The 15,177-nt window shown below is 52.0% G+C and carries 15 protein-coding genes; 9 read left to right on the forward strand and 6 right to left on the reverse strand.

All coding sequences use genetic code 11. The annotated features are described in order from the left end of the window. The first annotated feature begins 23 nt into the window (after window positions 1-23). The 9 genes from AC1MKH_RS16420 to AC1MKH_RS16460 all read left to right on the forward strand — a co-directional run bounded on the left by AC1MKH_RS16420 (window position 24) and on the right by AC1MKH_RS16460 (window position 8,100). The gene (locus AC1MKH_RS16420) at window positions 24-422 is read left to right on the forward strand and encodes a CidA/LrgA family protein (RefSeq protein ID WP_149462463.1); all 399 of its coding nucleotides are present in this window, start codon (window positions 24-26) and stop codon (window positions 420-422) included. Next, window positions 419-1,114, forward strand: coding sequence for a CidB/LrgB family autolysis modulator (locus tag AC1MKH_RS16425; RefSeq protein ID WP_276219837.1), 696 nt, complete (start codon window positions 419-421; stop codon window positions 1,112-1,114). The genes AC1MKH_RS16420 and AC1MKH_RS16425 overlap by 4 nt, the downstream gene beginning before the upstream one ends. Before the next feature lie 126 nt (window positions 1,115-1,240). Next, entirely contained in the window at window positions 1,241-2,125 is an 885-nt protein-coding gene (gene cdd, locus AC1MKH_RS16430) for a cytidine deaminase (protein ID WP_276219836.1), read from the forward strand. 122 nt (window positions 2,126-2,247) lie between these two features. Then, window positions 2,248-2,958: an outer membrane permeability protein SanA gene (gene sanA, locus AC1MKH_RS16435; protein ID WP_015963741.1), complete on the forward strand. Its 711-nt coding sequence runs from the start codon at window positions 2,248-2,250 to the stop codon at window positions 2,956-2,958. A gap of 121 nt (window positions 2,959-3,079) precedes the next feature. Further along, complete coding sequence (locus tag AC1MKH_RS16440; RefSeq protein WP_276219835.1) at window positions 3,080-4,429, forward strand: type II toxin-antitoxin system HipA family toxin; 1,350 nt, start codon at window positions 3,080-3,082, stop codon at window positions 4,427-4,429. Next, on the forward strand, window positions 4,426-4,884 hold the full coding sequence (locus tag AC1MKH_RS16445; RefSeq protein ID WP_276219834.1) for a helix-turn-helix transcriptional regulator: 459 nt from the start codon (window positions 4,426-4,428) through the stop codon (window positions 4,882-4,884). The genes AC1MKH_RS16440 and AC1MKH_RS16445 overlap by 4 nt, the downstream gene beginning before the upstream one ends. A gap of 231 nt (window positions 4,885-5,115) precedes the next feature. Next, window positions 5,116-6,357 carry an NAD(P)-dependent oxidoreductase gene (locus AC1MKH_RS16450; RefSeq protein ID WP_276219833.1) on the forward strand — a complete coding sequence of 414 codons (1,242 nt, stop codon included), beginning with the start codon at window positions 5,116-5,118 and terminating at the stop codon, window positions 6,355-6,357. Then, window positions 6,351-7,586 carry an NAD-dependent dihydropyrimidine dehydrogenase subunit PreA gene (preA, locus tag AC1MKH_RS16455; protein ID WP_276219832.1) on the forward strand — a complete coding sequence of 412 codons (1,236 nt, stop codon included), beginning with the start codon at window positions 6,351-6,353 and terminating at the stop codon, window positions 7,584-7,586. Before AC1MKH_RS16450 ends, preA begins: the two co-directional genes overlap by 7 nt. Window positions 7,587-7,632: 46 nt before the next feature. Continuing rightward, window positions 7,633-8,100 carry a DUF1097 domain-containing protein gene (locus tag AC1MKH_RS16460; RefSeq protein ID WP_276219831.1) on the forward strand — a complete coding sequence of 156 codons (468 nt, stop codon included), beginning with the start codon at window positions 7,633-7,635 and terminating at the stop codon, window positions 8,098-8,100. Window positions 8,101-8,200: 100 nt separating this feature from the next. Here the strand turns inward: AC1MKH_RS16460 and mglC are convergent, their stop codons facing one another. The 6 genes from mglC to folE all read right to left on the reverse strand — a co-directional run bounded on the left by mglC (window position 8,201) and on the right by folE (window position 15,160). Then, window positions 8,201-9,211 (reverse strand): galactose/methyl galactoside ABC transporter permease MglC, encoded by a 1,011-nt coding sequence (gene mglC / locus AC1MKH_RS16465; RefSeq protein ID WP_015963738.1) that lies wholly within the window; start codon window positions 9,209-9,211, stop codon window positions 8,201-8,203. A 15-nt stretch (window positions 9,212-9,226) separates the two neighbouring features. After that, window positions 9,227-10,747 (reverse strand): galactose/methyl galactoside ABC transporter ATP-binding protein MglA, encoded by a 1,521-nt coding sequence (mglA, locus tag AC1MKH_RS16470; RefSeq protein ID WP_276219830.1) that lies wholly within the window; start codon window positions 10,745-10,747, stop codon window positions 9,227-9,229. Between the two features lie 102 nt (window positions 10,748-10,849). Next, window positions 10,850-11,848: a galactose/glucose ABC transporter substrate-binding protein MglB gene (mglB, locus tag AC1MKH_RS16475; protein WP_276219829.1), complete on the reverse strand. Its 999-nt coding sequence runs from the start codon at window positions 11,846-11,848 to the stop codon at window positions 10,850-10,852. Between the two features lie 293 nt (window positions 11,849-12,141). Then, window positions 12,142-13,164 carry an HTH-type transcriptional regulator GalS gene (galS, locus tag AC1MKH_RS16480; RefSeq protein WP_276219859.1) on the reverse strand — a complete coding sequence of 341 codons (1,023 nt, stop codon included), beginning with the start codon at window positions 13,162-13,164 and terminating at the stop codon, window positions 12,142-12,144. A gap of 155 nt (window positions 13,165-13,319) precedes the next feature. After that, window positions 13,320-14,477 carry a DUF418 domain-containing protein YeiB gene (gene yeiB / locus AC1MKH_RS16485; RefSeq protein WP_276219828.1) on the reverse strand — a complete coding sequence of 386 codons (1,158 nt, stop codon included), beginning with the start codon at window positions 14,475-14,477 and terminating at the stop codon, window positions 13,320-13,322. Between the two features lie 14 nt (window positions 14,478-14,491). Then, a complete protein-coding gene (folE, locus tag AC1MKH_RS16490) occupies window positions 14,492-15,160 on the reverse strand; it encodes a GTP cyclohydrolase I FolE (protein ID WP_041686408.1) in 669 nt (222 codons plus the stop codon). Window positions 15,161-15,177 lie beyond the last annotated feature (17 nt).

Here is a 15,177-nt window from a genome sequence, read left to right on the forward strand (position 1 = left end):
GCGTTCCATCAAGGGTAACCAACATGAGCAAATCGCTGAATATTATCTGGCAATACCTGCGTGCTTTCGTCCTGATATATGCCTGTTTGTATGCGGGAATTTTTATCGCCTCGCTGCTACCGATCACCATCCCCGGCAGTATTATCGGGATGCTGATTATGTTCGTTTTACTGGCACTGCAAATCCTGCCGTCGAAGTGGGTTTTGCCGGGCTGCTACATTCTCATCCGCTATATGGCGCTGCTGTTCGTGCCTATCGGCGTTGGCGTTATGCAATATTACGACCTGCTCAGCGCCCAGTTCGGCCCTATCGTCGTCTCCTGCGCGGTCAGTACGCTCGTCGTCTTCCTGGTGGTGAGCTGGAGTTCGCACATTATCCATGGTGAACGCAAAGTAGTTGGTCAAAAAGGAACTGACGAATGATGCACTATATCTGGTGGTCGTTGCCGCTGACGCTGGTGGTCTTTTTTGCCGCGCGCTGGCTGGCTGCACGGGTAAAATTTCCGCTGCTCAATCCGCTGTTAGTGGCGATGGTGGTGATTATTCCCATCCTCCTGCTGACCAGCACGCCTTACGATCACTATTTCCAGGGCAGCAAAGTGCTTAACGATCTGCTGCAACCCGCCGTCGTGGCCCTCGCCTTTCCACTGTATGAACAGCTGCACCAAATCCGCGCGCGCTGGAAATCAATTATCACTATCTGCTTTTTCGGCAGCGTAGTGGCGATGGTTACCGGTACCTCGGTGGCGCTGCTGATGGGCGCATCGCCCGAAATTGCCGCCTCTATTTTACCGAAATCGGTCACGACACCGATCGCGATGGCGGTCGGCGGCAGTATTGGCGGTATTCCAGCCATTAGCGCCGTCTGCGTGATTTTCGTCGGGATTCTGGGCGCGGTATTTGGCCATACTCTGCTGAACCTGATGCGCATTAATACCAAAGCCGCGCGTGGCCTGGCGATGGGAACAGCGTCGCACGCCCTGGGTACCGCTCGCTGCGCAGAAGTGGATTATCAGGAAGGCGCATTCAGTTCGCTGGCGCTGGTACTGTGCGGGATTATTACCTCGCTCGTGGCCCCGTTCCTGTTCCCGATAATTCTCTCTGTCGTCGGCTAAAATGCGACAGGTCACACATTTTGCAAAACGCTTGCATACGTTGCATAAATAATGAGATTTAGATCACTCATTTAAGCGTAATCGGCACGTACACTGTTTACCCTTACACTGTTACGAGGCAACGCCATGCACCCACGTTTTCAATCTGCTTTTTCGCAACTGCCTGCGGACCTGCAAACAGCCATCGCCCCCGTGCTGGCTGATGCGCACTTCTCCGCGATGCTGAGCGCCGGGCAGGTCTCATCGCTGCGTAATGCGACAGGACTGGACGAAGACGCGCTGGCTTTCGCGCTTCTGCCGCTGGCTGCCGCCTGCGCGCGCGCCGACCTTTCCCACTTCAACGTTGGCGCCATTGCGCGCGGCGTAAGCGGAACCTGGTACTTCGGCGGCAATATGGAATTTTTGGGCGCGACCATGCAGCAAACCGTCCATGCCGAACAAAGCGCTATCAGCCACGCCTGGCTGCGCGGTGAAAAAGCTCTCGCTGCGATCACCGTCAACTACACCCCTTGCGGCCACTGCCGTCAGTTTATGAATGAACTGAACAGCGGGCTGGCGCTGCGTATCAACCTGCCGGGCCGTGCGCCCCATACGCTGAAAGATTATTTGCCGGATGCGTTCGGGCCGAAAGATCTCGACATCAAAACGCTGCTGATGGATGAGCAGGACCACGGTTACCCGCTGCAAGGCGATGCGTTAACTCAGGCTGCCATTAAAGCCGCAAACAAAAGTCATACTCCATACAGCAAGTCGCCCTCCGGTGTGGCGCTGGAACTGGCCGACGGTACCATTTTTAGCGGGAGCTACGCTGAAAATGCTGCCTTCAACCCAACTCTACCGCCATTGCAGGGCGCACTGAATCTGTTAAGCCTGCATGGCTATGATTATCCTGCCATTACCCGTGCGATGCTTGCCGAACGCGCCGATGCACCGCTCATCCAGTGGGATGCGACGGTAGCGACGCTGAAAGCGTTAGGCTGCCAGAACATCGACCGCGTCCTTCTCGGTTAATCTTTCAGTGCGGGCGAAAGCCCGCAACTGGCGAATTTCCCTGCAATTAACGCGCTGATTCTTGCTCTTAAGCGACGGGTAAAGTAGCCTGAAGACTCCTTTTCACCATCATTGAGCCTTTTATGTTGAAGCGCGTGTTTTACAGCCTGTTAGTCCTGCTCGGCCTGCTGCTGTTGACCGTGTTAGGTCTCGATCGCTGGATGAGCTGGAAAACCGCGCCGTATATCTACGACGATCTGCAGGATCTCCCTTACCGCCAGGTGGGTGTCGTATTAGGCACCGCCAAGTATTACCGCAAAGGCGTGATTAACCAGTATTACCGTTATCGCATTCAGGGCGCGCTTAATGCTTATAACAGCGGCAAGGTGAACTATCTGCTGCTGAGCGGCGATAATGCGCTGCAAAGCTATAACGAGCCGATGACCATGCGCAAAGATTTCATTGCCGCCGGCGTCGACCCGGCGGATATCGTGCTCGACTACGCCGGTTTCCGTACGCTTGATTCCATCGTCCGTACGCGTAAAGTCTTCGATACCAACGATTTTATTATCATCACCCAACGCTTCCACTGCGAACGCGCGCTGTTTATCGCGCTGCATATGGGCATTCAGGCTCAGTGCTACGCTGTGCCATCGCCTAAAGATATGTGGAACGTTCGCCTGCGCGAATTTGGCGCGCGGTTTGGCGCACTGGCTGACCTGTATGTCTTCAAACGCGAACCCCGCTTTTTAGGCCCACTCATTCCGATTCCGACACAGCATGAAGTGCCGGAAGATGCGCAGGGGTATCCGGCTGTCACGCCAGAGCAATTGTTGAAATTGCAGAAGCCGTAATGTGTAGAATGTTACGCATTACCTTCCAAACCGCCCGTTAACGAGTAAATATTTACGCATTAATTGCGAAATATGGCATTAATGCGTAAAATATCACTCATTATGTCACTCGGGAGTCATCATGGAGAATTTAACGATACAGGCGTTTTTGCAACGCGAGTGGGTCGACATTGCCCAGATCTCATTCCCCCGCAGTGATGAAAACAACTGGCGAACTACCGAGTTACACTATCAGTCAGACTATGCCATTGAGTATCTTGAGTGCGACGATAACCATGCCGTATCGCTCGCTCATCCTGTGTCGCTTTTTTTCGAGGACAATGGTGCTCCAGGCTGGCTTCGTTTTCTGGATGATATTGTCCCCAGCGGCGCCAGTCGTCGCTATTGGGTTAATCGTCTCGATATCAGCGAGCTAACCACCAGCCAGCAAAATTTTATTCTGCTGAAATACGGCACGATTTCCCCGGTAGGTAATCTGCGGATTAAAGAGTCTTTGCCGGAATTCAATCCACTGGCTGAGACGCTCTGGTTTACCCTGGATGACGTTATCAACCGCGCCGCAGACTTTCTGGATTATGCCCAACAGCGTGGCGCCGCCGCCGGAGGCGCTACCGGCGCGGGTGGCGAAGCGCCGAAGCTTCTGCTGCGCTATCGCAACGATCGGCAGATATGGATTGATGCATGGCAGGACGACATCACCAATATCGACAAACACTATCTGATTAAATATCCGCGTGGTGCAAGAACAGAGGTCGACTGTAATATTTTGCGTGCAGAATATCATTATTATCACGAACTCACTGATATGGGTTTTACCACTATTCCCGTAGACGGAATGTGGATTGAAGAGGGAAGAAATTACCCCTCATTATGGCTGCCCAGGTTTGACACGTTCTACACCGAAGAAGGCAATATGGGGCGCTTTGCCATGGAATCAGTCTATTCCATGTTACAAAAAGGCCCTGGCGCTGAGCTGGATCACGAAGAAACGCTGCGCGCGATTATTCAAAAAATTAACCATAGCCATATGGCCAGCGAAGGACATTTTCACTTTGACGTTTCAGACTTTGTCATTGAATGGGTTCGACGCGATTTATTAAATATCATCTTTGGCAACAGCGATAATCATGGCCGCAACACGGCATTTATGCGCTATCAGGGCGAAATAAAACTCGCCCCGATTTATGATTTTGCCCCAATGAAAGCTGACCCGGAAGGCATTCCACGCAGCACAAAATGGGCTCCCGCGCTGGAAACCGGCGGTGAATACCATTTTGCCGCTATTGCGCAAGCGTTGGCCGATCTTGTTGAACCGGACACTTTACTGGCTGCGCTACAACACACCGCAAGACAACTTTATGGACTTGAAAATCGACTCAGACAACGCGGTGTGCCGGAACAAATCATGTCCATGCCATCGATTGGATTCAAATTTATTGCTGATAAATTACATCGCTGGGGTTTGCTATGACAGAAAAAGACAGAGACGGCGATATCAAAAAAACCATTGCCCGATTACGTGAGCAAAACCGACAACCCTATTCAACTTCAGGTGTAGCAGCACCGAGCCTACAGCCCCTGGAGGAAAAATTGCTGCGCACTCGCGTAACGGAGAATATTGAAAAAATCGATACCGCAGAGAGAAACGCGCTGATGAATGCAATCAGTTTGCAACTTCTCATGGGGAATATCACGCAGGGAGAAGCCCTGAAGCGCATGCGTATCAACCTGGTGGGAATGAAACAGGATGCTTATGCCCAGCTTGTTGGCGTATCACGTAAAACCATTTCCGATATTGAAAACAATAAAATAAATAATTCGATTGAAACACTCAATAAAGTATTCAAGCCCTTCGGCCTGCAATTAGGGCTAATCCCCACCTCGCCACAACGACTAATAAGCTTGTTGAATTCCGCAGAAAAATAAAAGCGAATATATTATTGCAAACAATAAGCAGTTATCATTTTGATAATGGTTATTGTTTGCAAGTTAGTATTAACTGCTATCCCCTGCAAACCATCACGTTATTTCCCCTATGTGTGAATAGACTCACAGAATACGCTCATCCCCAGGCATAGCCTTGCTAACAGGTTATTTTCATTTTTTATAACGTTCTTTGCGTTCGCTTTAATTTACCTAATCATTAAGGAAGATTATATGTCGCAACAAGATTATCTGGATGAGCTAATTCCGGCCTTTACGCCATTGCTGGCGATAAAGGAGGCCTCGCGTTGTTTGTTATGCCACGATGCGCCTTGCAGCCAGGGATGTCCAGCCCAAACGGACCCGGGTAAATTTATCCGCTCCATCTATTTCCGTAATTTTAAAGGCGCAGCCGAAACCATTCGTGAAAATAATGCGCTGGGTGCCGTATGCGCTCGTGTTTGCCCAACGGAGAAATTATGCCAGGCGGAATGTTCGCGTTCGGGGATCGATAAACCAATCGACATCGCCCGCCTGCAACGCTTTGTGACCGACTTTGAGCAACAAACGGGTATGCAGGTTTATCAACCGGGCAGCAAAACGCTCGGTAAAGTGGCGATTGTCGGGGCAGGCCCGGCGGGCTTACAGGCGAGCGTCACGCTCACTAATCTGGGCTATGACGTTACGCTCTTCGAAAAAGAGGCGCAGGCCGGTGGCTGGTTGCGCCACGGTATTCCGGAATTCCGTTTACCGCAGGCCGTGCTGGATAACGAAATCCAGCGCATCGCCGATATGGGCGTAACCATCAAATGCAACAGCGAAGTGGGTAAAGGCCTGACGCTGGAAGAGCTGAAAGCTCGCCACCGCGCGGTACTGTTGACCGTTGGTTTATCGCAGGGTTCTTCCCTCTCACTCTTTGATGATGCTGAAGACGTTGAAATCGCCGTCGACTTTTTACAACGCGCCAGCCGCGCGAACGGTGAAATTGCCATTCCTCAAAGTGCATTGATTATCGGCGGCGGCGACGTGGCGATGGATGTCGCCACCACGCTGAAAATGCTGGGCTGCCCTTCTGTCACCTGCGTCGCGCGCGAAACGCTGGATGAATTCCCGGCAAGCGATAAAGAGTTTACCAGCGCTCAGGCACTGGGTGTTTCCATTATTGACGGGTTCACACCGATTGGCGTTGCCGGTCATTCGGTCACCTTCCAGCACGTTAGCTTACCGGGCGAACTGAAACTGCACGCCGAGAAAATCATTCTCGCCGTCGGCCAGCATGCGCAGTTTACCGCCTTTAATCATCTGAACGTGCAGCGTAATACAGTGGAAACAACAGATTATCAGACATCTGACCCGACGCTATTTGCTGCGGGCGATATTGTTCAGGGAGATAAAACGGTGGTTTATGCGGTGAAAACCGGGAAGGAAGCCGCACAGTCCATTCACCACTATTTAGAGGGAGCGTGCTCATGTTAACGAAAGATCTTTCTGTTACCTTTTGCGGCGTTAAATTTCCTAACCCGTTCTGCCTCTCTTCTTCACCGGTCGGCAACTGCTATGAAATGTGCGCCAAGGCGTATGATACCGGCTGGGGTGGTGTGGTGTTCAAAACCATCGGCTTCTTTATTGCCAATGAAGTTTCGCCACGTTTCGATCATTTAACCAAAGAGGATACCGGCTTTATCGGCTTCAAAAATATGGAGCAGATTGCTGAGCATCCGCTGGCGGAAAACCTCGAAGCCATTCGTCGGCTGAAAGAAGATTATCCCGATAAAGTGCTGATCGCCTCGATCATGGGGGAGAACGAACAGCAGTGGCAGGATCTGGCGCATCTGGTTGAGAAAGCCGGTGCCGATATGATCGAGTGTAACTTCTCCTGCCCGCAGATGACCTCTCATGCGATGGGTAGCGATGTCGGTCAAAGCCCGGAACTGGTGGAAAAATATTGCCGCGCGGTGAAACGCGGTTCTTCCCTGCCGATGCTGGCAAAAATGACGCCGAACATTGGTGATATGTGCGACGTGGCGCTGGCGGCAAAACGCGGCGGTGCGGACGGTATCGCGGCAATCAACACCGTGAAATCGATCACTAACATCGATCTGAATCGCAAAATCGGGATGCCGGTGGTCAACGGCAAATCGAGTATTTCCGGTTATTCCGGCAAAGCGGTGAAACCGATCGCTCTGCGCTTTATTCAGCAAATGCGCATGCATCCTGAACTGCGCGATTTCCCGATCAGCGGTATCGGCGGGATAGAAACCTGGGAAGACGCAGCTGAGTTTTTACTCCTCGGCGCGGCCACGCTTCAGGTCACAACCGGCATCATGCAGTATGGCTATCGCATCGTAGAAGATATGAGCAGCGGCCTTTCGCACTACCTGGCCGATCAGGGCTTTGATTCGATCGATGAGATGTTAGGCCTGGCGAACACCAACATTGTTCCGGCGGAAGAACTGGATCGCAGCTATATCGTTTATCCGCATATTGCTGAAAATAAATGTGTTGGCTGCGGGCGCTGCTATATTTCCTGCTACGACGGCGGCCACCAGGCAATGGAATGGAACGAAGAGACCCGTACGCCGCACTGTAACACCGAGAAGTGCGTTGGCTGCCTGCTCTGCGGACATGTTTGTCCGGTAGCGTGTATCAGCCTTGGACGCGTAGAGTTCAAGCCTGGCGAGAAAGAGCACGCCGTTTCACTTTAACCTCTAAGGATGAGGACCGGCCTGTTCATGCAGGCCGGGATTAACCATGAGTACACTTGTCGCTATTGCCCTCACTACCGGTATTTTATCGGGAATTTGGGGCTGGGTCGCCGTGACATGGAGCCTGCTCAGTTGGGCAGGGTTTCTGGGTTGTACCGCCTATTTTGCCTGCCCACAGGGTGGGGTGAAAGGTCTGGGAATATCTCTGTGTACTGTAATGAGTGGTGTGTTTTGGGCAGAAGTGATTATCTACGGCAGTCAGCTATCTCCTGAGTGGGCCATGCTGGGGTATTTACTTACCGCTGTCGTGGCTTTCGTGATGTGTATTCAGGCGAAAAGTCAGTGGCTCTCTTTTGTTCCAGGCACGTTTATTGGCGCATGTTCTACCTTTGCCGCTCAGGGAGACTGGCAGGCGGTAGTCCCGTCACTTTTAGTGGGTCTGCTGTTTGGTTACGCGATGAAAAATAGCGGTTTATTACTCGCCGAACGCTGGCCAAAGCCGAAAAAATCGTAACAACTGCCAGATGGCGCGTTGCTTATCTGGCCTACAAAATCAATGCATTACCAGGATAATGTAGGCCGGGTAAGCGTAGCGCCACCCGGCAATTACAGCGTTATTTCTTACGCGCGTATTTCAGTGAATCCAGCGCCACGGCGAAGATGATAATCGCCCCTTTAATAATGTACTGCCAGTAAGGGTTAACGCCGATATAGGTCAGGCCGTAGTTGATAACCGTAAAGATAATCACACCGGTTACCACGCCAAGCACGGTACCCACGCCGCCGCTGAAGGAAACACCGCCCACCACGCAGGCTGCAATGGCATCCAGCTCATACATAAAGCCAAGGTTGTTTGTTGCCGACCCGATACGCCCCGCTTCCAGCAGGCCGCCGAAAGCATAGAACACACCCGACAGCGCATAAATCACCAGCAGGTTTACCGCCACGTTTACGCCGGAAACTTTTGCTGCCTCCGGGTTACCACCGATGGCGAAGATATTTTTACCGAAGCGGGTTTTGTTCCACAGCACCCAGACAAATGCCACGGCAATCAACGCGTAGAAGGTGATATACGACAGACGGAAACTGCCGAGCGCAATAAAGCCCTGTGCAAAGGTTGAGAAGCCGCTATCAAAGCCAGAGATCGGCGATGCGCCCACGAAGTCGTAATACAGAGAGTTAATCCCGTAAACGATAATCATGGTGCCGAGCGTGGTAATAAACGGCGTCACGTTCAGATAAGCAATGATTATGCCGTTGATCAGGCCGATAATCGCGCCAATCGCGCAAACAATCAGGATAACCAGCGCAATCGGCATGGTCGCCATTTCCGGGAAGACCTTGTTGGCGTTATCGACGGATTGCAGCAGCGTCGCGGCGATGACCGCCGCCAGCCCCACCTGGCGACCAGCGGACAGGTCGGTACCCTGAGTGACAATCAACCCCGCCACGCCGAGCGCGATAATTATACGCACAGAAGACTGGGTCAGGATGTTACTTAAGTTAAGCAAACTTAAAAACGTCGGGTCCTGGAAAATAATAATTGCCAGCAGAACCAAAAGAACGACGTAAATACCGCCCTCTTTCAGATAAGTGAGAAAGCTTTTTTTATTTAACGCACTCATGTCGAGCCCCTGATCTTAAAGGTGCAATGACGCAAGACGGAGAATTTCGTTTTGCGTTGTTGTTTTTGTTTCAACAATTCCGGCAACCAGACCGTTGCTCATTACCAGAATACGATCGGTAATACCCAGCAATTCCGGCATTTCGGATGAAATAATAATGATCCCTTTATCTTTCTTCGCCAGCTCGGCAATCAGCTGATAAATTTCAAATTTCGCGCCGACGTCAATTCCGCGGGTCGGTTCATCAAGCATTAAAATCTCAGGCTGCGTTAAGAGCCAACGGCCAATAATCACCTTTTGCTGGTTACCGCCAGAGAGCGAACCAATTTGCGTATGGTGGCCCGGCGTTTTCACGCGCATGGAATCAATGACCCATTGGGTATCGCTCTTCATGCGTGAATTATCGAGAAGCCCGACTTTGTTTTTATAATTTTTAATATTGGAAATCAGCGAGTTAAAGCCGATATCCAGATAAGCATAAATACCGGTTGAGCGACGCTCTTCGGTCACCAGTGCAAAGCCGTTATTGATGGCTTCATTGGCGTTGTGGTTATTAATTTTTTTGCCGTGCAGCGTGATGGTACCGGACGATTTTTCGCGCACGCCAAACAGCGTTTCAACGATGTCGGTACGTTTTGCCCCCACCAGCCCGGCAATACCCAGAATTTCACCTTTACGCAACTGGAATGAAATATCGCGGATGGAAGGCTGACGCAGCGAGGTCAGGTTCTGCACGTCCAGAATAACTTCACCCGGCGTATTGGAACGATCCGGGAAGCGCTGGTTCAACGAGCGGCCCACCATCATGGCGATGATTTTGTCCATATCCAGCCCTTCCAGCGGCTGGGTGGCGATCCACTGGCCATCGCGCAGAACGGTGATTTCATCACACAGCTGAAAGATCTCTTCCATTTTGTGAGAGATATACACAATGCCGCAGCCACGATCTTTCAGCTTGCGAATAATCGTAAACAGGTGATTAACTTCTTTCTCAGTCAGAGACGAAGTCGGCTCATCCATGATCACGATTTTGGCGTTATAGGAAAACGCTTTGGCGATTTCAATCATCTGCATTTGCGAAACGGACAGCGTGCCGACGCGCGCGCGCGGGTCAATATCGATATCCAGTTCATCAAAAATCGCTTTGGTGTCGCGATACATTTTTTCCTGATCGACAAACATGCCTTTTGCCGGATAACGACCCAGCCACATATTGTCCATCACGGAGCGTTGCAGTACCAGGTTCAGTTCCTGGTGCACCATTGATATACCATTTTCCAGCGCTTCTTTCGCCGAATGGAAATCAATCTCTTTGCCCTGAAAAATAATGCTACCGGAATCTTTTTGATAGATCCCAAACAGGCATTTTAATAACGTCGATTTACCGGCGCCGTTTTCCCCCATAAGCGCATGGATAGAATGCGGGCGGACCTTTAAATTGACATTATCGAGTGCTTTAACGCCTGGAAACGACTTGTTGATATGACTCATTTCCAACAAGAATTCGCCCGACGACTCTCTATTATCGCTGACCATAGTTTTACCTGGCTGCTGGTTTTTAATGGCTATTTCTACAAAATAGCCATGGTCTTAATCGGTAATAAAGGGCGTACGCACGCACGCCCAAAGAAAATAAAATTACTTGTTGGTAAATTCGCTGAGGTTTTCTTTATCTACGCCAACATACGGTACGCGAACCACTTTATTTTCGATTTTCCAGTTCGTGCCTTCCGCCGCGGCTTTACCATCAGCCAGGTTTTTCGCCAGATCGAAGGTGGCTTTTGCCTGGTTGTTAGCATCGTTCAGAACCGTACCGGCCATTGCGCCGGATTTAACCAGCGCCAGCGCTTCTGGCAATGCATCGACGCCGAAGACCGGAATGCTGCTCTTGTTGTGCGCTTTCAGCGCTTCAACTGCACCCATTGCCATCGCATCGTTGTTGGCGATAACCACTTCGATTTTGTTGGCATTCGGGCCAGAGAGCCAGGCGTCCATTTTGTCTTTCGCCTGTGCGGTATCCCACATGGCGGTATCTAACTGCAGCTGCTGGGTTTTCAGCCCTTTGTCATTCAGCTCTTTGATAACGTAGGTTGTACGCGCTTCAGCGTCCGGGTGTCCCGGTTCGCCTTTCAACAGTACGAACTGTACCTGACCATCTTTGTTCAGATCCCAGTTCGGGTTAGCCGCCCAGTGTTTGGCAATCAGATCGCCCTGGATAATGCCGGACTCTTTGGAGTCGGTACCGACGTAAAACGCTTTGTCGTAGCTGTCCAGCGCCTTACGGGAAGGTTCTTTGTTGAAGAAAACAATAGGCACATTCTGGCCACGCGCTTTCTCAATCACGGTGCCTGCCGCTGCCGGGTCAACCAGGTTAATCGCCAGCGCTTTTACGCCCTTCGCCAGCAGGACGTCAATCTGGTCGTTCTGCTTGGACTGGTCGTTCTGTGAGTCGTTCATCAGCAGCTGTACGTCCGGCGCTGCTTTGGCGTCTTTCTCGATAGCTTTGCGGACCACGGACATAAAGTTATCGTCATACTTATAAATCGTCACACCAATGCGGGTATCAGCAGCGTGCGCCGCGGCACCGAATAACATGCTTGCCATCACGGCAGACAGGGTTAACACCTTCTTATTCATGGTATCTCCGGTTTTATTATGCAGGGTAGTTCGTATGGAAAAAGTCGGCGGGCAGTGTTACCGAAACGTTACTGCACGACGAAATTTATTCTTAAGTAAAATTACTCTTCCGTGGTCGATAACGCTCCAGAGTGCGCTTTATTGCTTGTTTTCGGCTTTACTGCTATAGAAAAAGTGATTAATCACCGTGACGTAACTTTCGGCCTTTACAAACGCTGACATCATAGTCAGCGTAATGTTAATATACTGTGAAATCACTCACAGATTGAAAACGGTTACATCGGGTCATGAAATCAGTTAGTGACGGGCAGCACAGATTGCCGCTGAGCCACCGAATGACGTCGCACCAGCGTAGGCATAAAACAATGCGTTGCCGACGCATCAAGTTTTCCTGCCGCGCCCAGTAAAGCCAGTTCAGTCGCCAGTTTTGCCATGGAAACAATCGGGTAGCGAATGGTGGTGAGTTGCGGATCGGTGTAACGCGCCAGCGGAATATCATCAAACCCGATAACTGAAACCTGCTGCGGCACCGCAATACCGTTATCTTTTAGCGCAGTGAGTGCGCCAGCGGCCATATTATCGTTATAGGAAAACACCGCCGTCAGGCCCGGATTGCGCCCCAGCAGTTCAACCATTGCGGCTTCCCCGCCCTGCATATCCGGCGACCCGGTACCTATCCAGCTATCAGGTGCCGTGATGCCCTGCTCGCGTAATGCGCGTTGCCAGCCTTCACGGCGCAGGTCTTCATCTTCAATCTGATGGCTGGAGGCAAGATAACCAATGCGCTGGTGACCATGATTCAACAATGTGCGCGTCGCCATGACGGCGCCACTCACATTGTCCAGCCCCACGCAGCGATGCGCATATCCCGGCACGATGCGGTTAATCAGCACCATTCCCGGAATGTGATCCATAAAATCACCCAGCTCGCGATCGCTAAGGGCTTTTGAGTGCACAATAAGCGCGCTGCACCGCTGGCGGATCAATACCTCAATGGCATTACGCTCTTTTTCCGCTTCATGGTAGCTGTTGCCGATAAGGACATATTTTTGCTGCAACTGGGCAATGGTATCGACGGCTTTTACCAGCGCGCCAAAAAAGGGATCGGAGACGTCCATCACCACCACCCCGATGGTATCGCTCACCTGCGTCGCCAGCGCCTGCGCATTGGCGTTAGGCCGATAGCCCAGCGCCGCAACCGCTTTCATTACCGTCTCGCGCGTTTCCGGGCTGACCAGCGCGCTGTTATTCAGAACACGAGAAACCGTTGCCACCGATACGCCCGCCTGACGCGCCACGTCACGAATGGTGATCATCGCCACCGCCCTGCTGTGCATTGCTGCCATTCATAGCCAAACCCTCTGTCTGGGAAGAGCGCTATTCTGGCAATGAATGCACCAGCACTACGTGAAGGAGGTCACACGGCTGGAAACGGTTACATCCGTTTTGTTAATGATTGTGATCCAGATCGTTATCTGAATGTTTTACGTAAGGAAACACCGGAGGCGCGTGCAGTAAGCTGACGCCACAGCCATTCGAGTGGCCCCTGGCGAAAATAACGCAGCCACAGCAGCGAGAAGACAATGTTAACCAGCCAGACCGGCACGACAAATGCCAGCAGCGTCAGGCGGTCAAATTTCATAAACAGATCAAACCGATAGAACAGCGTGGTGCAGATAAGCGTTTGTAGAATGTAGTTTGAGAGCGCCATCCGCCCGACGCAGGCGATAGCGATGACCAACCTGGAGTGACAGATTTGCGGCCAGTAGCCCCACGCCAGCGCCGCATAGCCCAGCGTTTGCAGCGGCGCGCTCAGTTCGCGTGGTGCCTGTAACAGAAAAGCACACCAGCGATAATCCCAGCCCAGTTGCCACTGCGCGACAATCGCCGGCAGGTTGATCAACATGCCGATAGCAATCAGCGATGCGCCGGTGCGTCGGTAATGTCGCAGGCTAAATTGCCCTTTCAGCCAGCCGCTGCGCATCAGCGCCGCGCCCATCAGCATCATCCCCGCCAGCTGCCAGCCATACTGTGCGCCAAGCGCCAGCAGATTCGCGGACAACATATCTACCCGGTTGCTGATGGCTTCCCTGCCGCCGTTCACCTTCCAGAAGTGTTCATAAAGCAGCGTGGAGGCATCCGGCACCCAGGAGCGGCTCTGGCCCGAGTCGGCAATCAGCCCCAGCAGCACCAGCAGGCCGACGCCCACCAGATACAGCATCGCCCCGGTCTTAAACAGTGATTTCACATCGCGCGCTTCACGGATTAAACGCCAGCTGATTAATCCAACCAGCGCGTAGGCCAGCAGAATATCGCCATCCCAAAGGAGCAAACCGTGAATAAAACCGAGTAAAGCGAGCAGCGTTAACCGCGACTGGATCCAGCGTTTACCGCGGGGCAGAAGCAGTTGCAACCCGGCACCAAACAGCAGCGCAAACAGCGTGAGGAATTTGACCTGCGCAAAGAGGTCGAGCACCGCCCAGGTCCAGGCATCGCTTGAGGTGATATCGCCATACCAGGCGGGATTAAGATAGGCGGCTTTGGGCAAGCCAAAGCCGTTAATATTCAGCAGCAGGATACCGAGGATAGCCACGCCCCGCACAAAATCCAGGGTGACATTTCGTTCCATGTATCCTGCCCCGCTTAGTTGTGGTGGCGTACGGCGCGCAAGAATTCCTGACGGGTATTCTGGCTGGATTTAAACAGGCCGCCAAGCGACGTCGTGGTGGTCGCGCTGGTGGCATCGCGAATACCGCGCGCTTTCACGCAGTAATGCACCGCATCAATGGAAACCGCCACGTTGTTGGTCCCGAGCAGGGTTTGCAGCGCGGTGAGAATTTGCTGCGTCAGACGCTCCTGCACCTGTGGGCGCTGAGCGAAGAACTGCACGATACGGTTGATTTTGGACAAGCCAATCACCGACTCTTTCGGGATGTACGCCACCGTTGCTTTACCATCGATGGTCACAAAATGATGTTCACAGGTGCTGGTGAGGGTGATATCGCGCACGGTCACCATCTCATCAACCTTCATCTTGTTTTCAATGACGGTGATTTTCGGGAAATTGGCGTAATCGAGGCCAGAGAAAATCTCATCCACATACATTTTGGCAATGCGATGCGGGGTTTCCATCAGACTGTCATCACTCAGATCGAGATTCAGCAACTGCATAATCTCGGTCATATGCCCTGAAATCAGACGCTTACGGGTTTCATTATCCATTTCGCGCACCGGCGGGCGCAGCGGCGTTTCCAGTCCACGGGCCACGAGGGCTTCATGAACCAGTGCAGCTTCTTTACTCAGTGATGACATCTTTTCTTTCTCCAGCA

The organism is Pseudocitrobacter sp. CD920760 (assembly GCF_057782505.1).